This window comes from Corynebacterium sp. HMSC076D02 (genome assembly GCF_001813815.1).
In the GTDB taxonomy this organism is placed as follows: domain Bacteria; phylum Actinomycetota; class Actinomycetes; order Mycobacteriales; family Mycobacteriaceae; genus Corynebacterium; species Corynebacterium simulans.
In genome coordinates this window covers 41566-64416 of record NZ_KV814082.1, presented here as the reverse complement: position 1 = coordinate 64416, position 22851 = coordinate 41566, and the positions used below count along the sequence as shown (strand labels likewise).

Annotated in this window: 21 protein-coding genes and 1 pseudogene; 15 read left to right on the top strand and 7 right to left on the bottom strand. The window is 61.9% G+C overall.

Annotated elements, in window-relative coordinates; genetic code table 11:
* Positions 1-5: 5 nt before the first annotated feature.
* From HMPREF2935_RS10890 to HMPREF2935_RS10880, 3 genes are all read right to left on the bottom strand, one after another.
* Positions 6-674 (bottom strand): FMN reductase, encoded by a 669-nt coding sequence (locus tag HMPREF2935_RS10890; protein WP_062040542.1) that lies wholly within the window; start codon positions 672-674, stop codon positions 6-8.
* Positions 675-1787, bottom strand: coding sequence for an LLM class flavin-dependent oxidoreductase (locus HMPREF2935_RS10885; RefSeq protein WP_070733194.1), 1113 nt, complete (start codon positions 1785-1787; stop codon positions 675-677).
* Between the two features lie 126 nt (positions 1788-1913).
* Complete coding sequence (locus HMPREF2935_RS10880) at positions 1914-2834, bottom strand: KPN_02809 family neutral zinc metallopeptidase (RefSeq protein WP_070733441.1); 921 nt, start codon at positions 2832-2834, stop codon at positions 1914-1916.
* 195 nt (positions 2835-3029) lie between these two features.
* On the opposite strand from HMPREF2935_RS10880, the gene aspS reads away from it, so the two are divergent.
* The 15 genes from aspS (at position 3030) to nusB (ending at position 19153) form a co-directional block, all read left to right on the top strand.
* The gene (aspS, locus tag HMPREF2935_RS10875; protein WP_062038851.1) at positions 3030-4835 is read left to right on the top strand and encodes an aspartate--tRNA ligase; all 1806 of its coding nucleotides are present in this window, start codon (positions 3030-3032) and stop codon (positions 4833-4835) included.
* Between the two features lie 197 nt (positions 4836-5032).
* Positions 5033-6202, top strand: coding sequence for a phosphotransferase (locus tag HMPREF2935_RS10870; protein ID WP_070733439.1), 1170 nt, complete (start codon positions 5033-5035; stop codon positions 6200-6202).
* A gap of 3 nt (positions 6203-6205) precedes the next feature.
* Entirely contained in the window at positions 6206-7570 is a 1365-nt protein-coding gene (locus tag HMPREF2935_RS10865; protein ID WP_062040576.1) for a replication-associated recombination protein A, read from the top strand.
* A 91-nt stretch (positions 7571-7661) separates the two neighbouring features.
* The gene (gene alaS, locus HMPREF2935_RS10860) at positions 7662-10349 is read left to right on the top strand and encodes an alanine--tRNA ligase (protein WP_070733193.1); all 2688 of its coding nucleotides are present in this window, start codon (positions 7662-7664) and stop codon (positions 10347-10349) included.
* Between the two features lie 215 nt (positions 10350-10564).
* Positions 10565-11107 carry a Holliday junction resolvase RuvX gene (gene ruvX, locus HMPREF2935_RS10855; RefSeq protein ID WP_061922754.1) on the top strand — a complete coding sequence of 181 codons (543 nt, stop codon included), beginning with the start codon at positions 10565-10567 and terminating at the stop codon, positions 11105-11107.
* A 37-nt stretch (positions 11108-11144) separates the two neighbouring features.
* The gene (gene mltG, locus HMPREF2935_RS10850) at positions 11145-12332 is read left to right on the top strand and encodes an endolytic transglycosylase MltG (RefSeq protein ID WP_070518768.1); all 1188 of its coding nucleotides are present in this window, start codon (positions 11145-11147) and stop codon (positions 12330-12332) included.
* On the top strand, positions 12332-13138 hold the full coding sequence (locus HMPREF2935_RS10845) for a shikimate dehydrogenase (protein WP_070733189.1): 807 nt from the start codon (positions 12332-12334) through the stop codon (positions 13136-13138). The genes mltG and HMPREF2935_RS10845 overlap by 1 nt, the downstream gene beginning before the upstream one ends.
* Positions 13139-13149: 11 nt before the next feature.
* The gene (locus HMPREF2935_RS10840; protein ID WP_070498564.1) at positions 13150-13539 is read left to right on the top strand and encodes a prepilin peptidase; all 390 of its coding nucleotides are present in this window, start codon (positions 13150-13152) and stop codon (positions 13537-13539) included.
* A 51-nt stretch (positions 13540-13590) separates the two neighbouring features.
* A complete protein-coding gene (aroC, locus tag HMPREF2935_RS10835) occupies positions 13591-14802 on the top strand; it encodes a chorismate synthase (protein WP_070733186.1) in 1212 nt (403 codons plus the stop codon).
* Between the two features lie 3 nt (positions 14803-14805).
* Complete coding sequence (locus tag HMPREF2935_RS10830) at positions 14806-15342, top strand: shikimate kinase (RefSeq protein WP_070518765.1); 537 nt, start codon at positions 14806-14808, stop codon at positions 15340-15342.
* Positions 15343-15355: 13 nt separating this feature from the next.
* Positions 15356-16426: a 3-dehydroquinate synthase gene (gene aroB, locus HMPREF2935_RS10825; protein WP_061922735.1), complete on the top strand. Its 1071-nt coding sequence runs from the start codon at positions 15356-15358 to the stop codon at positions 16424-16426.
* A 12-nt stretch (positions 16427-16438) separates the two neighbouring features.
* Positions 16439-16864: a type II 3-dehydroquinate dehydratase gene (gene aroQ / locus HMPREF2935_RS10820; RefSeq protein ID WP_061922732.1), complete on the top strand. Its 426-nt coding sequence runs from the start codon at positions 16439-16441 to the stop codon at positions 16862-16864.
* A gap of 63 nt (positions 16865-16927) precedes the next feature.
* Positions 16928-18019 carry a M24 family metallopeptidase gene (locus HMPREF2935_RS10815; RefSeq protein ID WP_070733184.1) on the top strand — a complete coding sequence of 364 codons (1092 nt, stop codon included), beginning with the start codon at positions 16928-16930 and terminating at the stop codon, positions 18017-18019.
* 82 nt (positions 18020-18101) lie between these two features.
* The gene (gene efp, locus HMPREF2935_RS10810; protein WP_061922726.1) at positions 18102-18665 is read left to right on the top strand and encodes an elongation factor P; all 564 of its coding nucleotides are present in this window, start codon (positions 18102-18104) and stop codon (positions 18663-18665) included.
* An 8-nt stretch (positions 18666-18673) separates the two neighbouring features.
* Entirely contained in the window at positions 18674-19153 is a 480-nt protein-coding gene (nusB, locus tag HMPREF2935_RS10805; protein WP_061922723.1) for a transcription antitermination factor NusB, read from the top strand.
* Between the two features lie 49 nt (positions 19154-19202).
* On the opposite strand, the gene HMPREF2935_RS10800 is transcribed toward nusB, so the two are convergent.
* The 4 genes and pseudogenes from HMPREF2935_RS10800 to HMPREF2935_RS10785 all read right to left on the bottom strand — a co-directional run bounded on the left by HMPREF2935_RS10800 (position 19203) and on the right by HMPREF2935_RS10785 (position 22844).
* The gene (locus HMPREF2935_RS10800) at positions 19203-20192 is read right to left on the bottom strand and encodes an HNH endonuclease signature motif containing protein (RefSeq protein ID WP_070588501.1); all 990 of its coding nucleotides are present in this window, start codon (positions 20190-20192) and stop codon (positions 19203-19205) included.
* An 88-nt stretch (positions 20193-20280) separates the two neighbouring features.
* Positions 20281-21045 (bottom strand): amino acid ABC transporter ATP-binding protein, encoded by a 765-nt coding sequence (locus HMPREF2935_RS10795; RefSeq protein WP_061922716.1) that lies wholly within the window; start codon positions 21043-21045, stop codon positions 20281-20283.
* A pseudogene (locus tag HMPREF2935_RS10790) lies at positions 21045-21973 on the bottom strand (amino acid ABC transporter permease). The gene HMPREF2935_RS10795 and the pseudogene HMPREF2935_RS10790 overlap by 1 nt, the downstream one beginning before the upstream one ends.
* Positions 21966-22844 carry an ABC transporter substrate-binding protein gene (locus HMPREF2935_RS10785; RefSeq protein ID WP_061922709.1) on the bottom strand — a complete coding sequence of 293 codons (879 nt, stop codon included), beginning with the start codon at positions 22842-22844 and terminating at the stop codon, positions 21966-21968. Before HMPREF2935_RS10785 ends, HMPREF2935_RS10790 begins: the two are co-directional and overlap by 8 nt.
* Positions 22845-22851: the final 7 nt, after the last annotated feature.

Below are 22851 nucleotides of genomic sequence, written 5' to 3'. Positions count from 1 at the left end.
TGTGGTTAGGCGGTGCCGTCGTGGCCTTTCAGCAGCGCGCTAAACGGCGTGAACTCTTCTTCCACGTCCAATCCGGTGGGACGTGGGGAAGGCTCTGCCAAGTTCGGGGCGGCTAGTCCTGCGACGCGGTCGGTGGGAGCCACGATGAGATCGGCAAGCTCCTTGGCCGCGCGCTCGATGCGCTGGGCGTTGCGTGTACCTTCTGCGGTGCCGAAGTCTTCGGTGGCTTGGAAGACGCCGGTGGGGATCACCGTGGCGTGCAGGTAGTTAAACAGCGGACGCAACGCATAGTCGAGCACCAACGCATGCCGCGAAGACCCGCCCGTGGCTGCAATCGCTGTGGGCAGGTGCTCCAAGGCGTGCGGATCGAGTGTGTCGAAGAAGAGCTTGAAAAGGCCCGAGTAGCTGCCCTGGAAAATCGGGGTCACCGCAATCAGTGCGCTCGCCGTCGATAGTGCGCGCTTTGCCTCATCTAGGCGGGGCGTGGTGGCGCCCCAGTTTGTCATGGCCTCGGCGAGCTCGGTGGCAAGCTCGCGGAGCTCAATCATGGTGGTCTCCACGCCTTCGCCTCGGGCGCCGACCTGGGAGCACACGGCCTGGGAAAGGGCGTCGGCAAGCGCGCGCGTTGATGACGGCGTAGATAGCCCTGCAGTAACAACGACCAGTGAACGCATCTAGTTCTCCTCTCCGGGGTTGACCTTGAAATGGGGTGCGGCGGGGTTGGCCTTCAGACTTGCGTGGGTAGGCGGATTTGAAGGCACATGCTCCGGGCGGCGGGCCTCCATGCGGCGGCGCAGCTCCGGAACCACCTGGGTGCCTAAGATTTCAATCTGTTTCAGCACTACCTCCTGCGGCAGGCCCGCGTGATCGATGAGGAAAAGCTGGCGCTGGTAATCGCCCACCCAATCGGCAAACTGCATGGTGCGCTCGATGACCTGCTCCACCGTGCCTACAGTCAGCGGCGTCCGCGCGGTGAACTCCTCCAGGGAAGGGCCGTGGCCGTACACCGGTGCGTTATCGAAGTAGGGGCGGAAGAACTTCTTCGCCTCGGCTTCGGTCTCGCCGATGAAGACCTGGCCGCCCAAGCCCACGATGGCCTGATCCGCTCGGCCGTGACCGTAGGACTCGAAGCGGCGGCGGTAAATGTCCACCATCTTCGCGGTGTGCTCCTTGTTCCAGAAGATGTTGTTGTGGAAGAAGCCATCGCCGTAGAAGGCGGCCTGCTCGGCAATCTGCACCGAGCGGATGGAGCCGTGCCAGACAAAAGGCGGTACGCCGTCAAGGGGCGCCGGGGTAGACGTATAACCCTGTAGAGGCGTGCGGTACTTGCCCGTCCAATTAACCACCGGCTCGCGCCACAGCCGGCGCAGCAAGTGATAGTTCTCCACCGCCAGCGGGATGCCTTCGCGGATATCCTTGCCAAACCACGGATAAACCGGGCCCGTGTTTCCGCGGCCCATCATGAGATCTACGCGGCCGCCGGAAAGGTGCTGCAGGAAGGCATAGTCCTCGGCGATCTTTACCGGGTCATTGGTGGTGATAAGCGTTGTGGAGGTGGATAGCTGCAGGTTCTTTGTCTGTGCGGCGATATATGCCAGGTGGGTCGTCGGTGAGGAGGGCACGAAGGGCGGGTTGTGGTGCTCGCCGGTGGAAAAGACGTCGAGGCCAACCTCCTCGGCCTTGAGCGCAATCTCTGTCATATTGCGAATGCGCTCGGCCTCGCTGGGGATGGTGCCTTTGGTTGGGTCCGCGGTGACATCGCCGATGCTAAAGATTCCGAATTGCATGCTGCTCCCTTGAGTGTGGCTTAGAACTTTAGTGTATATGACATGTCAACAACAGGGGTGCGTGGGAAATTCCCACGCACCCCTGTCATTTTTAGGCGGGACCTAGACTTTAGGCGCTATAAGTGTTTAGCCGTTATAAGCATTGCGCTCGAGGTAGTCGCACCGCGCCATCTCGCCTGATTGGTAGCCGGCCAAGAAGGCTTTGGAGCGCATTTCGGAAGAACCGTGTGTCCACTGATCGGGGCGGACCTGGCCGCCGGAGCGCTGCTGGATGTTGTCATCGCCAACAGCGGCAGCGGCGGTCACTGCGTTCTCGAGCTGCTGCTTCGAAATCTCTTGCAGGCCCATGTTCGTATTGTCATCGGCATAGTTTGCCCAGATGCCTGCGTAGCAGTCTGCCTGCAGCTCAATCTTGACGGCGTTGGAATCCTCGCCCGGTTGGTTGTAATTGGAAAGACCCAGCGTTCCCTCGAGGTTTTGAATGTGGTGACCAAACTCGTGGGCCACGATATACATTTGCGTCAGGGGGGCGTTCTCGGCGCCGAATTGGGTGAGTTGATCGAAAAAGGCGGTATCGAAATAGGCCGTCTGATCACTCGGGCAGTAGAACGGGCCGGTGGCGGCCGATGCTTGGCCGCAGCCGGACGTGGTGGCGCCGTGAAAGATGACCATTCCGGGTTCGGTGTATTCCAGCCCGGCCTGCTTTGGAAGTTGGTCCGCCCAAACGCGGTCGATGGACTGGGCGGCGTACATGATGCGGCAGTCGTCGTACTCGTTGCCGTCCTCAGCGGTCTGGCAGTGGGCAAGCTCTCCGGTGGGGTTGCCGTTTGCCTCTGTGCCGTTTTCTTCCTGCGCTATTTGGCCCTGGTCATTCTCGGTGCCGAAGTACTGATCAAGATCGGATGGGTTTCCGCCCATGATCAGGAACAAACCGATGAGGACGAGAGTGCCCAGGCCGCCCCCTGCCGCAATGGTGCCGCCGCGGCGCCCGCCGCCACCAGAGCGGGCGCGGGTGTTGTTGAATTCTGCATCCGAACGAAATGTCATGCCATTGATAATGCCATATGTCCAGCGCATTGTGCCGCCAGAAAATATAGATACTTTCTGTAGCTGCCTCATCGAAACGAAATACTAGGCGGGGTTGTAGACTTGGGCGCGTTCAAGTTTTGCCATTCTCCGGCGCGTGCTGTCTACGCGTGGCGGGAGAGGGTAAAAAATCGAAATAGAAGGGACTGAACACTAGTGCTGCGCACTCATTTGGCCGGCGAGCTCCGCAAGGACATCGCAGGCGAGACTGTTACTCTCACCGGTTGGGTTTCCCGCCGTCGCGACCACGGTGGAGTTATCTTCATTGACCTGCGTGATCGATCCGGCATCGCCCAGGTTGTTTTCCGCGAATCCGAAGTTGCAGAGCACGCACACGACCTGCGCTCTGAGTACTGCGTGAAGGTAACCGGCGTCGTCGAGCCGCGTCCAGAAGGATCCGAGAACCCGAACCTGCCTTCCGGCGAGATCGAGGTCAACGTCACCGAGCTCGAGGTCCTCAACAAGTCCGCAGCACTGCCTTTCCAGATCGATGACCCATCCACCTCTGGAGAGGTCGGCGAGGAAGCCCGCCTGAAGTACCGCTACCTGGATCTGCGCCGTAAGACCCAGGGTGACGCGCTGCGTCTGCGCTCTGCGGCAAATCGTGCAGCCCGCAAGGTGCTCGACGCTCACGATTTCACCGAGATCGAGACCCCAACCCTGACCCGCTCCACTCCAGAAGGAGCCCGTGACTTCCTGGTCCCAGCACGCCTGAAGCCAGGCTCCTGGTACGCCCTGCCGCAGTCGCCGCAGCTGTTCAAGCAGCTGCTCATGGTTGCCGGCATGGAGCGCTACTACCAGATCGCGCGCTGCTACCGCGACGAGGATTTCCGCGCTGACCGCCAGCCGGAGTTCACCCAGCTCGACGTCGAGATGTCCTTCGTGGACCAGGACGACGTCATCGCACTGGCCGAGGAGATCGTCTCCGAGCTGTGGAAGCTCATCGGCTACGAAATCACCACTCCGATCCCGCGTATGACCTACGCCGATGCCATGAAGTACTACGGCTCCGATAAGCCGGATCTGCGCTTTGACATCAAGATCGTCGAGTGCACCGAGTTCTTCAAGGACACCACCTTCCGCGTATTCCAGAACGAGTACGTCGGTGCCGTCGTCATGGAAGGTGGCGCATCCCAGCCGCGCCGCCAGTTCGACGCTTGGCAGGAGTGGGCAAAGCAGCGCGGCGCTAAGGGCCTTGCCTACATCACCATTGCTGAGGATGGCACCCTGGGCGGCCCAGTGGCCAAAAACATCACCGACGCCGAGCGCGAGGGCATCGCCGCTCACGTGGGCGCAAAGCCTGGCGACGCCATCTTCTTTGCCGCAGGCGACACCAAGTCTTCCCGCGCTCTGCTCGGCGCAGCCCGTGGCGAGATCGCGCGCAAACTCGATCTCATCAAGGAAGGCGACTGGGCCTTTACCTGGGTCGTCGACGCACCACTGTTCGAGCCGGCTGCCGATGCCACCGCATCCGGTGACGTTGCCCTGGGCCACTCCAAGTGGACGGCCGTGCACCACGCCTTTACCTCCCCGAAGCCGGAGTACCTCGACACCTTCGACCAGAACCCGGGCGAGGCAACCGCTTACGCTTATGACATCGTCTGCAACGGCAACGAGATCGGCGGCGGTTCCATCCGTATCCACCAGCAGGATGTGCAAAAGCGTGTCTTCGACGTCATGGGAATCGGCGAGGAAGAAGCACAGGAGAAGTTCGGCTTCCTGCTCGACGCATTCCAGTACGGCGCACCGCCACACGGCGGCATCGCATTCGGCTGGGACCGCATCGTGTCCCTGCTCGGCGGCTTCGACTCCATCCGCGACGTCATTGCTTTCCCGAAGTCCGGCGGCGGCGTAGATCCGCTAACCGACGCCCCGGCACCGATCCCTGCCGCACAGCGCAAGGAGACCGGCGTCGACTTCAAGCCGGAAAAGAAGTCAGAAGAAAAGGCTGCAGCGAAGTAAGCGCTAAAGCTTGCTTTTAAAGCGGGGCAGGGCCGAATCTGCGGGAAAGTGTTTCACCACACCGCATCAGGCGGTGCCCCGCTTTTGCTGCGAGCGCGGCTGACATTAAGCTCAGCGATCAAGTAAAGGAAGATGAAGTGACCACGGAGAATACGGACGTTACTGACACGGCCTATACCCAAGACGAGGTCGTCGAGATGGCCGCCGAGTTGCTTTCGCGCCGTTACGGCGGGGTTGCCGAGTTTACGCAGGTAACTGACCTAGGCGGTTCGGGCAACGCCACCGTCTTGCGCGCGCGGATGACTCCGACGGCATTTTTGCCGCACCGCTCCGTGGTCATCAAATACAACCCTTCTACCGGGCATGCTATTGATGACGCCGCGCTTCTCCGCGAGGTCGTGGCCTACCAGTTCACCACCGCTTTGAGCGAGGACGTGCGCCCGGGCCCGGTGCTTTTTGCTCATGATCTGGATCGTCGCATTTTGGTGCTTTCCGACGTCGGTGAGGGCGACACCTTGGCCGACGTTCTCATCCAAGCACAGGGCGAAGACCGCAAGGAGATCCTGCGTTCTCTGGGACGTTCTTTGGGCCAGATGCATGCGGGTACCGCAGACCGCGAGCAGGACTACGAGACGCTGCTTAACCGCATGCTGCGCCAGCACCCGGAATACGCCGAGCATCAGTCGCTGCGCGATGAATCCCTGCAGCGCTCGATTTTCATTGGAGCAGACATCCTGGCCGATGCTGGCCTGCCAGCGCCCGCAGACTTTGTGGAGATGGCGCAACAGGCGGCAAGCGCGCTGTCCATCGGGCGCGAGCGCGCGTTTACGCCTTTTGATTTGTCGCCCGATAACGTCATCGTTTCTCATAACCTAGCCTTTTTGGATTATGAGTGGGCGGGTTATCGCAACGTCGGCTTCGACGTAGCCTGTGTCATCGCCGGCTTCCCGCAGTTCCTTTTCGCGCGCCCGATTTCGGATGAAGAGGGCGAGATTTTCATCTCCGCCTGGCAGCGCCGCGTGGTGCAGGTGTGGCCGCGTCTCGGGGACGATATCGAGCTCCACGAGCTCATCGTCGCCTCGCTCATCGGCTGGGCTTTGTCCAGCGTGACCACGATGTACGCCGGCGGTATCGAGGGCGTTGTGGCCCTTTCGGAAGGCTCCGCTGGCATCGAGCACGACGCACGCCATTCCTTGCTGCGTCCTGCAGACCAAGGTCCATTTAGCGAAGAGGAAATTCTCATCCGCCGCGACTTGTACGAGACCTTCGAGGCGTTGGCGCGGTACTCCGCCAAGTGCGATTCCGCCGCATGCGAACCGGTTGCGCAGTTTGGCCAGACCGTAGCCAGCCGTCTGCGTGAAGGCTAGGCCATGAGCCAGGATTTTCTGTTTGGCCCAGCACCCGGCGGGGCAGAGGCATCCGCGCCGCTGCCTGGCCAAGAAATCTTTGCCACCCATTCCGGCTCGCCATTGGCGGCCCGGATGCGCCCACAGAGCCTCGATGAGGTTGTAGGTCAAGGCCACCTACTTGAAGAAGGGAAGCCCCTGCGCCGGCTGATCGAAGGCTCCGGCGAGGCTTCTGTCATCTTGTATGGCCCTCCCGGTACTGGCAAGACCACCATCGCCTCGCTGATCGCAAAGTCGATTGGCCAAAACTTCGTGGGCCTATCCGCCTTGGATTCGGGAGTCAAGCAGGTGCGCGAGGTCATCACCCGGGCGCGCCAAGAACTCATCCATGGCCGCCGCACCGTGCTTTTTATCGACGAGGTGCATCGCTTTTCCAAGACCCAGCAGGACGCGTTGCTCGCGGCAGTGGAAAATCGCACCGTGTTGCTCGTCGCCGCGACCACGGAAAACCCCTCCTTTTCCGTGGTGGCGCCGTTGCTCTCGCGCTCGTTGTTGCTGCAGTTGCAGCCGCTAGACGACGCCTCCCTGAAAGCACTCGCCGAACGCGCCCTCACCAGCGATCGTGGCCTGGGCGGGCGCATTAGCGCAAACAACGAAGCACTCGACCAACTCGTGCTGCTCGCCGGCGGCGACGCCCGTCGAACGCTGACCTACCTGGAAGCCGCAGCCGAGGCCGTGGCCGACGGTGGGGAATTGACCGCCCAAGTCATCCGTGACAACGTCAACCGCGCCGTCGTGCGCTATGACCGCGACGGCGACCAGCACTACGACGTCGTCTCTGCGTTCATTAAGTCGATCCGCGGCTCGGATGTTGATGCCGCGCTGCACTACCTGGCGCGCATGATTGAGGCAGGCGAGGACCCGCGCTTTATCGCACGCCGCCTTATCGTGCATGCCTCCGAAGACATCGGCATGGCCGACCCTTCCGCGCTACAAACCGCCGTGGCAGCAGCCGAAGCCGCGCAATTGATCGGCATGCCGGAAGCGCGAATTCCGCTGGCCCAAGCCACCATCCACTTGGCCACCGCACCGAAGTCGAACGCAGTGATCCAAGCAATCAGCGCCGCGCAAGCCGACGTGCAAGCTGGGCGCATCGGTCACGTCCCGGCCCACCTGCGCGACGGCCACTACGAAGGAGCGAAAAAGCTCGACAATGCCGTGGGGTATGTTTACCCGCATGATGACCCGCGCGGCGTCGTTAAGCAGCAGTACCTCCCAGATGAATTGGAAGGCGCGCTGTACTACGAACCCACCGAACATGGTGCCGAAAAGCGCATCCATGACTACCTGGGGCGGCTGCGCAACATCATCCGCGGCAAGCGGCGCTAAAGTTTTCTCCCCCGATACCCGTGCTAGGAAGCGATACGGGTAAAGTTGAGCGCTGTTACGTACCGCTTAAACAGTGAAGGACTTTTAGCTCGTGAAGACTCATGAGATCCGGGAACGCTTTACCCAGCACTTCGTGAATACCGGACACGAGGCGGTTCCCAGCGCGTCGCTCATTTTGGACGACCCGAACCTGCTCTTCGTTAACGCCGGCATGGTTCCGTTCAAGCCGTACTTCCTCGGCCAGCAGAACCCGCCGTTTCCCAACGGCCTGGCGACCTCCATCCAGAAGTGCGTGCGCACCCTGGACATCGAAGAGGTAGGCATTACCACCCGCCACAACACCTTCTTCCAGATGGCCGGCAACTTCTCCTTCGGCCAGTACTTCAAGGAAGGCGCAATCAAAAACGCCTGGGGCCTTCTTATCAGCTCCGTGGAAGACGGCGGTTTCGGCCTCGACCCGGAGCGTCTGTGGGTTACCGTTTACTTGGACGACGATGAGGCTGCCGATATCTGGCACAACGAAGTAGGCGTGCCGAAGGAGCGCATCCAGCGCCTGGGCATGGAGGATAACTACTGGTCCATGGGCATTCCTGGCCCGTGCGGTCCGTGCTCCGAGATTTACTATGACCGCGGCCCGGAATACGGTGCCGAGGGTGGCCCAGTGGCCGACGACAACCGTTACATGGAGATCTGGAACCTGGTCTTCATGCAGAACGAGCGCGGTGAGGGCATCGGCAAGGGCAACTTCGAAATCCTGGGCCCGCTGCCGAAGAAGAACATCGATACCGGCATGGGCATCGAGCGCGTAGCCTGCATCCTGCAGGGCGTAGATAACGTCTACGAGACCGACCTTTTGCGCCCGGTTATCGACGCCGCGGAGGAGCTTTCTGGTTCCAAGTACGGCGAGGGCGCAAGCGATCAGGACAACATCCGCTTCCGCGTCATCGCGGACCACTCCCGTACCGGCATGATGCTCATCTTGGACGGCGTTACCCCGGGCAACGAAGGCCGCGGCTATATCCTGCGCCGCCTGCTGCGTCGCATCATCCGTTCCGCACGCCTGCTGGGGGCTACCGCGCCGAGCATGGAGCGCTTCATGAACACCATCATGGACACCATGACTCCGTCCTACCCGGAAATTGCGGAGCACCGCGAGCGCATCCTGCGCGTTGCCATCGCGGAGGAAAAGGCCTTCCTCAAGACCTTGGAGTCGGGCACTAAGCTTTTCGACGAAGCCGTTGCAGAGCTCAAGTCCACCTCGCGTGCTGCAACCTCCAAAGTGCTCTCCGGCGAGAAGGCTTTCGAGCTGCACGATACCTATGGCTTCCCAATTGACCTCACCCTAGAGATGGCCCAGGAGGCCGGCCTTGAGGTCGACATGGATGGCTTCAACGACGCGATGGGAGAGCAGCGCCGCCGCGCCAAGGCCGATAACCAGGCCAAGAAGCACGGCCACGCCGACCTTTCTCTCTACCGTGAGTGGGTCGATAACAACCCGACCGTCTTCACCGGTTACGAGACGCTTACTTCCGACGCCAAGATCATCGGTCTGGTTCGCGATGGCGAGAAGGTCAACGAGGTCCACGAGGGCGAGCAGGTGGAGGTCATCCTCGACCAGTCGCCGCTGTACGCCGAGGCCGGTGGACAGACCGCGGACCGCGGCCGCCTGTACGCGGGCGAGAGCCTGCTTGAGGTAGGCGATGTCCAGAAGATCGGCAAGAAGCTGTGGGTCCATAAGGCCACCGTTACTGCCGGCGGCATCGACCTGGGTGCTTCCGTGACCGCTGAGGTCGATAAGAAGTGGCGTCACGGCGCAGTCCAGGCGCACTCGGCCACCCACCTCATCCACGCGGCGCTGCGCAAGGTGCTGGGCCCAACCGCAGTTCAGGCAGGTTCCTTGAACCGCCCGGGCTACCTGCGTTTCGACTTCAACTACACCGAGCAGCTGACCCCGGCCCAGCTGGAGGAGATCGCTCTCATCACCAATCAGGCTGTCGACGCCCACTTTGCCGTCAACACCATCGAGACCTCGCTGGAGAAGGCGAAGCAGATGGGCGCCATGGCGCTGTTCGGTGAGAACTACGGCTCTGAGGTCCGCGTCGTCGAGATGGGCGGCCCGTTCTCGATCGAGCTGTGCGGCGGCACCCACGTCACCAACACGGCGGAGATCGGCCCGGTTTCCGTGCTGGGCGAGTCCTCCGTGGGCTCCGGTGCGCGCCGCATCGAGGCCTACTCTGGCCTGGATGCGTTCCGCTACTACTCAAAGGAAACCGCACTTGTGGAGGGCGTTTCCCGCGAGCTGAAGATTCAGTCCGAGGACCTTCCAGAGCGCATCGCGCAGCTGACCGAGCGCCTCAAGGCTGCTGAGAAGCAGATCGAGGACCTGCACAAGGCCCAGCTGATGTCCCAGACCGCTGAGATGGTCAACTCCGCCGTCGAGGTCAACGGCTTTAGCCTCGTGGCAACCCGTCTGCCGAACAACGTCAGCGGCGGCGACCTGCGCACCGTAGCCACCGACCTGAAGAACCGCCTCGGCGACAAGCCGGGCGTGGTTGTCCTCGCCTCCGAGAATGAGGGCGGCAAGCTGCCGTTTATCGCCGGCGTCACCAAAGCCGCCATCGAGCGCGGCATCAAGGCTGGCGACTTGGTCAAGCTGTTCGCCGGCTACATCGACGGCAAGGGCGGCGGCAAGCCAGACATGGCGCAAGGCTCCGGCGCTAACGCCGCAGGCCTTCCGGCCGCGTTCAACGCCCTGCGTGACGAGCTCGAAAAGGCTTAATTTTTTTAGCCGCTTAACTCCCCGCATCTTTAGACCAAAAGGTGCGGGGATTTTTGCGCGATAGGGGTAAACATTAGGCCTTTAAACAGCCAATAACCTAAAACTTATGCCCCTGCGAACCATAGCCGCAAATAATATGACTAGAATCTAGATGTCATCGTTACCGTTTTGCGACTTTTGTGTCGCATCCAACCGCGAAGGGGCATTCATAGAGCATGGCCGTACAACCCGATACTCCCGGGGTGGACGACCCGGGAAATGGGCGTCGACTAGCGCTAGATGTAGGCACCGTACGCATCGGTGTCGCGGTCTCTGACAACAACGCCAAGTTGGCGCTTCCTGTCGAGACCGTCGCTCGCGAAACCGGTTTCAAAGACCGCGATAAAGGCGATATCGACCGCATTTTGGAGCTCATTCACGAGTACCAAGCGGTAGAGGTAGTAGTAGGCCTGCCCCGCGATCTGCAGGGCAACGGCTCGAAAAGTGTCAAACACGCCAAGGAAATCGCGTTTCGCATCCGCCGCAGGCTGGGAAAAGATGTAACGATAGGGCAACCACCTGTCCGCATGGCTGACGAGCGGCTGACCACAGTAGCCGCCACGACAGCGCTGCGGGCGTCGGGGGTATCCGAGAAAAAGGGCCGCAAAGTCATCGACCAAGCAGCCGCAGTAGAAATCTTGCAATCCTGGTTGGACGCACGTAACAACGCGCTTCAAGCAGATGCAACCACCCACGAGCCTTCAACAGCAGGAGACTAGTTACGTGAGCCGAAACCAAGAACGAATCGGGCGCTCCATGGAGCCGAAGCACGTCAAGCGCCGCCAGCACGGCCTTGCCGTGGTGGTGGCCTCCGTGGTGCTTATCATCGGCGCCCTGGGATACATCGGCTTCCGCTTGCTTGGAGGAGGCAGCAGCATGGACTATGAGGGAACCGGCAACGGCACCGTGCAGCTGGTCGAGGTCCCAGAAGGCTCGTCGATGAGCCAGCTCGGCCCGTCGCTCGTGGAAAAGAACGTGGTCAAGACCGCGGATGCTTTCTCCTCGGCGGCCAACTCCAACCCTCGCGCTGGCAGCATTCAGCCGGGCTTCTACCGCCTGCAGGAGGAGATGAATGCAAAGGCGGCGGTTTCTGCGCTGCTCGATGACAAAAACAAGGTCGATCCTTTGGATGTGCAGGGCGGAGCCACGCTTTCCGACGTCAAGGTTGTCGGCGGGGATGTTCGCTACGGCGTCTACTCGCTGATCTCGCAAGTCTCTGAGCAAGAGGGCGGCTCTGTGACCAAGGAAGAACTGGAGAAGGTCGCGGCGACCGTCGATCCGGCCGAGCTTGGCGCGCCAGAGTGGGCGCTGGAGAAGATTCGCTCCCGTGGCGAGGATCCGAAGCGCCTTGAGGGCCTTATTGCTCCGGGCCAGTATGTGGTCGATCCGAACATGGACGCGCAGGCCATCTTGAAGGACTTGATTACTCGTTCTACCGAGCGCTACAACGAGACTGGCATCGTCGACCGCGCGCAGGCTATGGGCAAGACCCCATACGAGCTGCTGGTTGCAGCATCCTTGGTCGAGCGCGAGTCCCCAGCCGGCGAGTTCGGTAAGGTGGCCCGCGTCATCCTGAACCGCCTGGACGAGCCGATGCGTTTGGAGCTGGACTCCACCGTTAACTACGGCCTGCCGGACGTGGAGCTGGCGACTTCCGACGAAGCTCGCGCCGAGGTAACCCCGTGGAATACTTACGCCAAGGAGGGCCTGCCGGATACCCCGATTGCTTCTCCTTCCGTTGAGGCAATCGACGCCATGGAGCACCCGGAGGAGGGCAACTGGCTGTTCTTCGCCACAATCGACGCTGATGGCACCACCGTGTTCACCGATAACTACGACGAGCACTTGGCCAACGTCGATAAGGCCATCAACTCCGGCATTCTCGAGTCCCAGCGCGGCGGCGTGCAGGGTGGCGAGGATTCTGAAGCAAAGCCAGCCGAGTAATGCCACGCGCGGCGGTTCTAGGTCAACCCATCGACCATTCCTTGTCCCCGGTGCTGCATAACGCCGGTTATGCAGCCCTGGGGCTAGAGGATTGGGACTATACCCGCTTTGAGGTCACGGCGGCGTCGCTGCCGCGCTTTCTCGAGGAGGCGCCTGCTGATTTCCGCGGTTTCTCGGTGACCATGCCGGGCAAGTTCGCCGCCCTTTCTTGCGCCACGGAGCGCACTGCACGTGCCGAACTCATTGGCTCTGCCAATACCCTGGTGCGCGCCGAGAGCGGTTGGCGCGCCGACAACCCTGACACCGAGGGCGTCGCCGGTGCGTTGGCGGTGCTGATGGGGGAAAAGACCGCCCGTCACGGGCTTCTCATTGGCTCCGGCGGCACCGCCCGGCCCGCGCTTTGGGGCCTGGCGCAGCGCGGTATTACCGACGTCACCGTGCTGAACCGCTCTGACCGGCTCGCCGAGCTTGCCCCGCTTGCCGACGCCCTCGGCCTCAAGCTTTATCGCGCCACCTTCGACGATGACATCGCCGCCCTCGCGCGCGCGGCAGAGCTCATCGTCTCCACGGTTCCCTCCGCGGCCCTCGACGGTCATCTCTTTGACCTAGCCCACGCGCCAGTCCTCGACGTTATCTACGATCCCTGGCCCACCCCGCTCGTCTCGCATGCGGCCGCCAACGGCTACGCCACGGTGGGCGGCCACGTCATGCTCGCCAACCAGGCCTACAACCAGTTTGAGCAATTTACCGGCCATCCCGCGCCACAAGCCGCCATGCGCGCTGCCCTCGATGCAGCCTTGAGCTAGGCTGTGGCCCCATGGGGGGAAATCTTTATATCCACGCCTGCATCGCCGCGTGGATAATCATGCTGTGTATATTCGACATCCGCTATAAACGCCTGCCCAATTGGCTTACCCTGCCCGCCTGCCTTATCGCACTGTGCATCTTTTCGCCCGCAGGACTCATCTGGCCCGGCCTCTATCTCGCCCTTGCGCTCTGGCGCGGCGGCGTCGGTGGCGGCGACATCAAACTCGCCTTCCCGCTGGGCATGTGGACCGTCCACGAAGTAGGGGTGATGGGGCAGTTGCTGGCGATGATGGGGGCGTCGCTTAGCACTGCGTTATGGGGCCTTGCCCGCCGCGACGCCGCACCCCCGCACGGGCCCGGAATGCTGCTGGCTGCGGCAGCGTGTGTGATTGCGCTCTAAGTTCGACCCTAGTGCTAGCCCGCGTGTGCGGGGCGTGCGATAATAACCCGCATGCTTCGTTGGACTACCGCAGGTGAATCCCACGGCCAGGCGCTCATCGCCATGCTTGAGCACATGCCGGCCGGGGTACCAGTATCGCAGGATGACATCGCTGCCCAGCTCTCACGCCGCCGCTTAGGCTACGGCCGGGGCGCCCGCATGAAGTTCGAAGCCGACGAATTAACTCTCCTTTCTGGCATCCGCCACGGTAAGACTCTGGGCAGCCCGATTGCGATCATGATCGGCAACACCGAGTGGCCCAAGTGGACCACCATCATGTCACCACACGCGCTGGACATGTCCGACGAGGAGACCGCCAAGGCCATGGCGTCCGGCCGTGGCGCCCCGCTGACCCGCCCGCGGCCGGGCCACGCGGATTTTGCAGGCATGGTCAAATACGGCCACGACGAGGCGCGCCCGATCCTGGAGCGATCTTCAGCTCGTGAGACCGCCTCGCGCGTGGCCGCCGCCACCATCGCGCGCAACTTTTTGCGCGAGACCCTCGGCGTGGAGGTTATCTCCCACGTCATCTCCATCGGCGCCTCGGAGCCTTATGCGGGCCCCACACCGACGCACGCGGCTCTCGACGCCATCGATGCTTCACCCGTGCGCGCCTTCGGCGAGGATGCGCAAGCGTCGATGATTTCGGAAATTGAGACCGCCAAAAAGCAGGGAGATACCTTGGGCGGCATCGTCGAGGTCGTTGTCGAAGGCCTGCCCATTGGCCTGGGCTCGCACATCTCCGGCGAGGACCGCCTCGATGCCCAGCTCGCCGCTGCGTTGATGAGCATCCAGGCCATCAAGGGTGTTGAAGTAGGCGACGGCTTCGAGGAGGCCCGCCGCCGCGGCTCCGAGGCCCACGACGAGATGGTGCGGGAAGGCGCGGGCGTTACTCGCCTGAGCAACCGCGCCGGCGGCCTCGAAGGCGGCATGACCAACGGCGAGACCCTGCGTCTGCGCGCTGCCATGAAGCCGATCTCCACCGTCCCGCGCGCCCTACAGACCGTGGATATGGCAACCGGCAAGGCAGCCACCGGCATCCACCAGCGTTCCGACGTGTGCGCGGTGCCCGCCGCGGGCGTGGTCGCCGAAGCCATGGTCGCCCTCGTTCTCGCGCGCGCGGTGCTAGAAAAATTTGGCGGCGATAGCGTCATGGAGACCAAGCGCAATATCGCCGCCTACAATGAGTATGTTTCCCAGCGTCTTGCTTTTGAACAGGAGTAAGTAATGACCACACCGGTTTCCGTGACTGGTAGCCCGCGTCCCCGCGTTGTTCTCATTGGGCCACCTGGGGCGGGTAAGTCTTCCATCGGGCGCCGTTTAGCTCATTCCCTCAACTGCGAACTCGTCGACTCCGACCAGATGATTGAACAGCGCGAGGGCGCGGCCTGTGGCGAGGTCTTTTCCTCGCTGGGGGAGCCGGCCTTCCGCGAGCTGGAGGCGGAAGTGGTAAAGCAAGCGCTGCGTTCGCGCGGCGTCGTCAGCCTGGGCGGCGGGGCCGTGCTCGATGAAGGAACCCGCGACCTCCTGGACCGCCACACTGTCATTTTCCTTGACATTTCCCCGGAGGAGGGCGTTGCACGCACACTTGGCGACGCCAACCGCCCCGTCCTCGCCGCCGCCGACCCCCTGGCTCACTACGCTGAGCTGCTGGAATTGCGCAGGCCGTACTACGAGCAGGTCGCCAACTTGAAGGTCCGCACCGATAAGCGCAGCCCACAGCAGGTAGTCGGCGCCATCTTGGGCTTTATCGACACACTTTAAGAAAAGAGTATTCATGACCACGATTCCAGTTTCAGGCCCTAGCCCTTATGAGGTCACCGTCGGCGCGGGTTTGACCGAAGCCATCGCAGACCGGCTCAGCGCAACCGGTGCGGGCCAGGTGGGGATCGTGTTCCAGCCTGCCGTCGCGGCCGTCGCTCGCCAGCTTGCTGCGGAGGCTGCCGCGCGTAACGTCGTGGTTACCCTGTTGCCCATTCCCGATGCCGAGGCCGCCAAGCGCCTCGACGTCGTGGGTGGTCTGTGGGACAGCCTTGGCGAGGCAAATTTCAGCCGCCGCGACGCCATCGTGGGACTCGGAGGGGGAGCGGCCACCGATCTCGCAGGGTTCCTTGCCGCGACGTGGATGCGCGGCATTAAGGTCATCCAGGTGCCCACCACGTTGCTGGCGATGGTCGACGCCGCCGTCGGCGGCAAAACAGGCATTAACACCGCTGCCGGCAAGAACTTGGTCGGGGCATTCCACGAGCCCGATTCCGTCTTCGTGGACTCGGACCGCCTGCACACCCTGCCAGAGGATGAAATCGTCGCCGGGTCGGCGGAGATCGTCAAGACCGGTTTCATCCACGATCCAGTCATCATCTCGCGTTACCTCGCAGATCCCGCCGCCTGCCTCGACCCGCTGTGCGGGCTGCCCGAGCTTATCGAGCGCTCCATCGCGGTCAAGGTTCGCGTGGTGGGCGAGGACCTCAAAGAGGCCGGCCTGCGCGAGACCCTCAACTATGGACACACGTTCGGCCACGCCATCGAGCTGCGCGAGGACTACACCTGGCGTCATGGCCGCGCCGTGGCCGTGGGCATGATGTTCGTCGCCAACCTAGCCCACGCCCGCGGGCTTATCGATGCCGCCGTTTTGGACACCCACACCCAGATCCTGCGCTCGCTCGGCCTGCCCACCACCTACGAAGCAGGCCACTTCGACGAGCTTTACCAGGCCATGACGAGGGATAAGAAAAACCGCGGGGGTGCTATTCGTTTCGTAGCCCTTACCGGCATCGGCGAGACCACCCGCATCGAAGATGCTACCGAGGCCGAATTGCGCGCGGCCTATGCAGCAATTTCCCACTAGTTCGGAGCAGACATGAAGATTTTGGTTCTCAACGGCCCCAACCTAAACCGCCTGGGCAAGCGGCAGCCGGAAGTGTATGGAACGACGAGTCTCGCGGACGTCGAAAAGCGCATGCGTGCGGCCGCAGGTGGGGCAGAGCTGGAGTTCTACCAGTCCAATTACGAGGGCGAGCTCATCGATAAGGTCCACGAGGCTGCCGACGCCGGCTGGCCCGTCATCATCAACCCTGGCGGCTTTACGCATACTTCAGTCGCGCTGCGCGACGCCCTAGCCGAGGTGGCCGACGGCGCCGGCTTCGTCGAGGTGCATATCTCCAACGTGCACGCGCGCGAACAGTTCCGCCAGCATTCTTATTTAAGCCCGATCGCGCGCGGGGTTATCGCCGGATTGGGTATCTACGGCTACGAGGCCGCACTCGGTTATTTTCTCAGCGATTAGCCCCAAACCCGCGGGTGGTGGGCGTTATCATGGGTTGACCGTCAAGAAGAAAAGGATTAACGCATGACACTCGCTGATACCCGCTTTAGTGACCGCCGCCGCAAGCTCGCTGCAGAGGTAGCCGGCATGCGCATCGACGCCGTCTTGGTAACCCACCTGGTGCATGTGCGCTATCTTTCAGGCTTCTCCGGCTCCAACGGTGGCCTGCTGCTGCGCAAGGATCTCTCGGCGCTGATGGCAACCGATGGTCGTTATACCACCCAGATTGCAGAAGAAGTCCCAGACCTCGAAGCAATCTTGGGCCGTCCAGTGGGCCCGGCGTTGCCCAAGCGCCTCGAGGGGCCACTGCGCGTGGCTTTTGAGGCCGATTATGTCTCCGTATCTGAGCTCAAGGCCTTAGAAGAGGCAGCGCCCGAGGGAGTGGAGCTGGTTCCGATGAGCGGAGTCATCGAAGACATCCGCCTGGTAAAGGACCCACAGGAGCTGGAGCGCCTCGAACACATCGCGGCGCTGGCCAACGAAGCGCTGGAGGGCTTGGTCGCTGCCGGCGAGGTAGCAGTGGGGCGCACTGAGCGCCAGATCGCGGCGGACCTGGAATACCGCATGCGCAAGATGGGTTCTGAGCGCGTGAGCTTTGATACCATCGTCGCCTCCGGCCCGAATTCCGCAAAGCCGCACCACGGCGCCGACGATCGCGTACTGGTCTCCGGCGACCTCGTAACCATCGACTTCGGCGCGCACCTGCGTGGCTTTAACTCCGATTGCACCCGTACCTTCGCGGTCGGGGAGCCGAACGAGCTCTCCCGCGAGATATACGATATCGTCCTGCGCGCCCAAGAGGCTGGCGTCAAGGCGGCGGTGCCAGGGGCCAAGCTTGTCGACGTCGACGCCGCCTGCCGCGACATCATCACCGAGGCCGGCTACGGCGAGTACTTCGTGCACTCCACCGGCCACGGCATCGGCCTTGACGTGCACGAGGGCCCGGCTGCTGCGCAAACGGGTAAGGGCGAACTTGCCGAGGGCATGACCCTTACCATCGAGCCGGGTATCTACGTACCGGGCAAGTGCGGAGTGCGCATTGAGGATACGCTTATCATCACCTCCGGCGTGCCGAAGATCATCACTTCATTCCCGAAGGACTTGCAGGTTCTATAATTTGGCCCTGTTATGCTGGCAAACCTGCATAAGGTATGCTGGAACACTGTTTTCACCACTATTTTTACTGGGAGTTTGATCCATGGCTGATACCACCGATTTCAAGAACGGACTCGTTCTCAAGATTGACAACAAGCTGCAGCAGATCGTCGAGTTCCAGCACGTTAAGCCGGGCAAGGGCCCTGCATTCGTGCGTACCAAGCTCAAGGACGTCGTCTCCGGCAAGGTCACCGATAAGACCTTCAACGCTGGCGTCAAGGTGGAGACCGCAACGGTAGATCGTCGCGACATGACCTACCTGTACAACGATGGCCAGAACTTCGTTGTCATGGACGATAAGACCTTCGAGCAGTTTGAGCTGCCTTTCGACAAGTTCGGCGAGGCCGGCAAGTTCCTGCAGGAGAACATGCGGGTGCAGGTCTCCTTCCACGACGGCGAGGCTCTCTTCGGCGAGCTGCCGATCTCCGTTGACCTGAAGGTTGAGCACACCGAGCCAGGCCTGCAGGGCGATCGCTCCAACGGCGGCACCAAGCCAGCTACCCTCGAGACCGGCGCCGAGATCCAGGTACCGCTGTTTATCGAGATCGGCAACGTCCTCAAGATCGATACCCGCACCGGCGAGTACCTCTCCCGCGTCAACAACTAGGGCGCAACGTGTCTGAGCAAAAAGACATCAACTACAAGCGCCACACGGCGCGCTACCGCGCGCGCCGCCGCGCCGCGGACATTCTGTACGAGGCAGAAAACCGCGACGTCGATCCCGTAAGCATCATCGAGGACCGCGTCCAGCTGGCCCGCGAGGATGCCAACGGCGTCGCCCCGGTCGCCGAGTACACCCAGGTCATCGTCAAGGGCGCGGCCGAAGAGCTCGACGCCATCGACGAGACCATCGAGCGTTACCTTTCTTCTGAGTGGGAGCTGCACCGTATCCCCGCCGTCGACCGTGCAATTATGCGCGTGGCCGTGTGGGAGATTCTTTTCAACGAGGATGTCCCGAACGCAACCGCACTCGTGGAGGGCGTGGAGCTAGCTTCCGAGTACTCCAATCATCAGGCACCGCCGTATATTCACGCTGTGCTTGACGACGTCATCCAAGCCCAGTCCGCAGACAACCCCATGTCAGAGGAAATTTAGGCACGCCAACAAGCGCTGTTCCCCTTAAGGAGCAGCGCTTTTGCGCGTTTTAGCATCGCCCGCGGTGCCAAGTGACCACACCATCGATGCGGTCTAGCCTCCCGCGGCCTGGTGGGGCGTTCGGGTCGTCTTGGTTGACCCCGTTGTGGTAGCCACAGCAGGTGGTCAGATTCGCCATGTTGGTCTCGCCGCCTAAGCGCCAGGGGTGCATGTGGTGGACCTGGGCTTCATCGGCGCCGATGTTGCATTCCGGCCACGGACACGTCGGATTTTCCGCGGCCGCCATAAGTCGCTGCTTCGAGCTGGCGTGCCTTTGCGCGCGATATAGGTTCACCGGGCCTTCCACCGGATGGATGAGCGTAAACAGCTCGCCGAGGCCGGCGTCGGCAAGCACGCGCTCCAGGTAATCTTTTCCAGTCATGGTGGCGCCGTTGGTCAGCCGCAGGGTGATCTCGTCGCCCGTGCCGTGCAGGACGTCGATAAACTCCGGCAGGCGCACGATGACGTTGGTGCGCGGCGTCGGGCGCTGTGCAGCCTTCACGCCGCCGTACAGAAGGCCGGTCAGTTGCTCCACAGGCTTGGTCTTATCCAAGCGTGCCCACAAGTCCGCGATCATGTCGCTGGGACCGGTAATGGCGAGCGTCCACGCTTTGCGACGTCGATACAACCGTGCCCCAGCACGCGGCCCCCGTGCTGGCCTGCGGGTCAGCCGGCGCGCCTGCTTTTCGATGTCGCTGGCGGGCGCCTGCAGCGCGCAGAGCTTCTCGCGCAGCCGCCACGCTTCGGCCTGGTTGGCCGCCTTGGCGGCGTAGCGTTCGATGATTTTTAGCACCGGCAGACTGTGCGTGGACTCGCGGGCCGTTCGCTGTTTGGCGCTAAATTTGGTGGGGCCGAAGTAGGTATGCGCCAGGCGGGCGAGCATGCGGGCCTCGGTATCTGGGGCGCCGAGGGCTTCTAGTTGGGCGGCAGACATGCCTTGGGCCCCGGCGATGATTTCCATGCCGGGGCGCAGTGCATCAAGGTATGCCTGAAGAGTCATGCCTTAAACGCTAGGAGCGTTAGTCAACCGATTGCTAGCCCCAATTTCTTTTTCGGGCTAAATCTGTGGATAACTCATCGTAAGCTCGCTATAGCAGCGAGGAGAGGAATTCCTTGGTTCGCGGGTGCTGCGGATCGTCGATGACCTGCTGCGGAGTGCCAGATTCGATGACTTGGCCGCCATCCATGAAGAAAATCTTGTCGGCGACTTCTCGGGCAAATCCCATCTCGTGGGTGACCACCAGCATGGTCATTCCACCCGCGGCGAGAACCTTCATCACGCGCAATACCTCGCCGACGAGTTCGGGATCGAGTGCAGAGGTCGGCTCGTCGAAAAGCATCAGCTTCGGCTCCATCGCCACCGCCCGCGCGATGGCCACGCGCTGTTGCTGGCCGCCCGAAAGCTGCACCGGATAGGCATCCGCCTTGTGCGCAAGGCCTACCTGCTCGAGCAGCTCCATCGCGCGTTTCTTGGCCTTTTCCACCGGCTGCTTTTTCACGTTCACCGGCGCCTCAATGATGTTTTCGAGCACCGTCCGGTGGGCGAAAAGGTTAAATTGCTGGAAGACCATGCCGATATCGGTGCGCTGGGCGGCCGCCTGCTTTTCCGTAATCTCGTAGAGCACTCCGTCGCGCTCGCGGTAACCGATCAGGTCCCCGTCGACGTATAGTCGGCCCGCCGTGACCTTTTCTAGGTGATTGCAGCAGCGCAAAAACGTAGACTTGCCCGAGCCCGAAGGCCCCAGCAGGCAGGCGACCTCGCCCGGCATGACGTCGAGAGTGACGCCTTTCAACACGTCCAAACTGCCGAAGGACTTGTGCACGTTTTGTGCGGAAATCATTGGCGTAGCCATTAGTTATTTACCTCCGGGATGACGGAAACGTTACGGGGGATGGTGCCCTCGGCGTCGGCAAGCGCTGCTAGCTGACGCCCGGTGAGCTCACGCGTGGCACCGCGTTCGAAGCGGCGCTCCAAGAAGTACTGGGCCACCATAAGCAAGGAGGTGATCACCAGGTACCACGTGGCCGCGACCATAAGCAGCGGGATGGGTTCGAAGAGAGCAGCGGAGATATCGGTGGCGCGGCCGAAAATCTCGTAGGTATAGGGCACCGCAACCACGAGCGAGGAGGTCTTGAGCAAGGAGATGAACTCGTTGCCCGTCGGCGGGATGATAATGCGCATCGCCTGCGGAAGCACAGTGCGGCGCATGGTCATCCACCAGCCCATGCCCAGAGCCTTGGAGGCTTCTTTCTGGCCTTCCGGCACTGCAGAAATGCCGGAGCGAACGATTTCTGCCATGTAGGCCGCCTCGTTCAGGCCAAGCCCCAGCACGGACAGCAGGAAGGCGTTGGTCAACACTCCCGAGAGCGAAATCTCGGTGAATCCGAGGTTGATGGATTGATAGAGCGCGGATAAAAGGCCCCAGAACACCAGCTGTACGTAGACCGGGGTGCCGCGGAAGATCCACAAAAATAGCCAGGCGACGCCGCGCAAACCGGGTTGGGGGACATGCGCATCACCGCGAGCACTGCGCCACCGACGACGCCGATGAGCATCGCGAGGATGGTAATGGCCAGGGTATGCAGGGACGCGGCCCCGATGCGCTTGTCAAAGAGGTACTGGAAGTAGGTATCCCAGCCAAATGCCTCGTTGCGCGCGGAGGCGATGACAAACCAGAGGCCGAGGAGGACGAGGATAGTGGCAAAGACCCAGCGCCATGGGTGACGCAGGGGACGAGCCTGAATTTCTTGCGGCTGCGCGGCCGGAGTTGTCTTAGTCATTGACTGGCCTTTCGTTAATCATTGCCTGGTCCACGAGGCCCTCAGAGATGCCCCAGCGGCTCAAAATCTTTTCGTATTCGCCTGTTTCGATGAGGTAGTCCAGTGCCGCAGCGGCAGCAGGACCGAGCTCGGAGTCTTTCGGCACCGCCAACCCATACGGTGCGGCGTCAAACATGTCGCCGACCATGCGCATTTTGCCCTCAGAGCGGTTGACTGCCCAGGAGGAGACAGGCGAGTCGGCGGACATTGCGTCCGCGCGGCCCATCAACACGGCAAGCGCCGCGTTGTCGCTGGTGTCATAGGCCAGGATGCGCAGGTCACCGCCGCAGGCATCGCGTTTCGGATTAAGGTCGTCGGTTTCTGAGACCGTGGTGCGCTGGACCGCGACGGTAAGCCCACACGGGTTTTGCGGGTCTACGTCTTTAATGCCCTCGGTGCGCTCGGCCCATTGGATGCCGGCGTAGAGGTGGTCGACGAAGTCGAAGTTTTTGCGGCGTTCCTCGTTATCGGTAAATCCGGAGGCACCGATATCGATTTGTCCGGATTGCACCGCGGGCAGGATGAGCGAGAAATCCTGTTCGACGGGCTGGAACTCGAGCCCCAGGACGTCGGCAATAGCGTTGGTGATGTCCATCTCAACGCCGACGAGCGCGCCATCGGAGTCCTTGAACTCGAAGGGCGCAAACGGCGGGTTGGTGCCCGCCGTGAGCACGCCATCGTTGTCGTGGTACATCGCCGCGATTTCCGGAACCATCTCGATGTCAGGTGCTTGCCAACCCTCAGGCATGGAGGATTCCTTGTTGGTGACGCATCCCGTCGCTAGGACGGTGCAACTTAGTACCACGGCTGTGGTGGCGACTTTTCTTTTCATTGGGGTG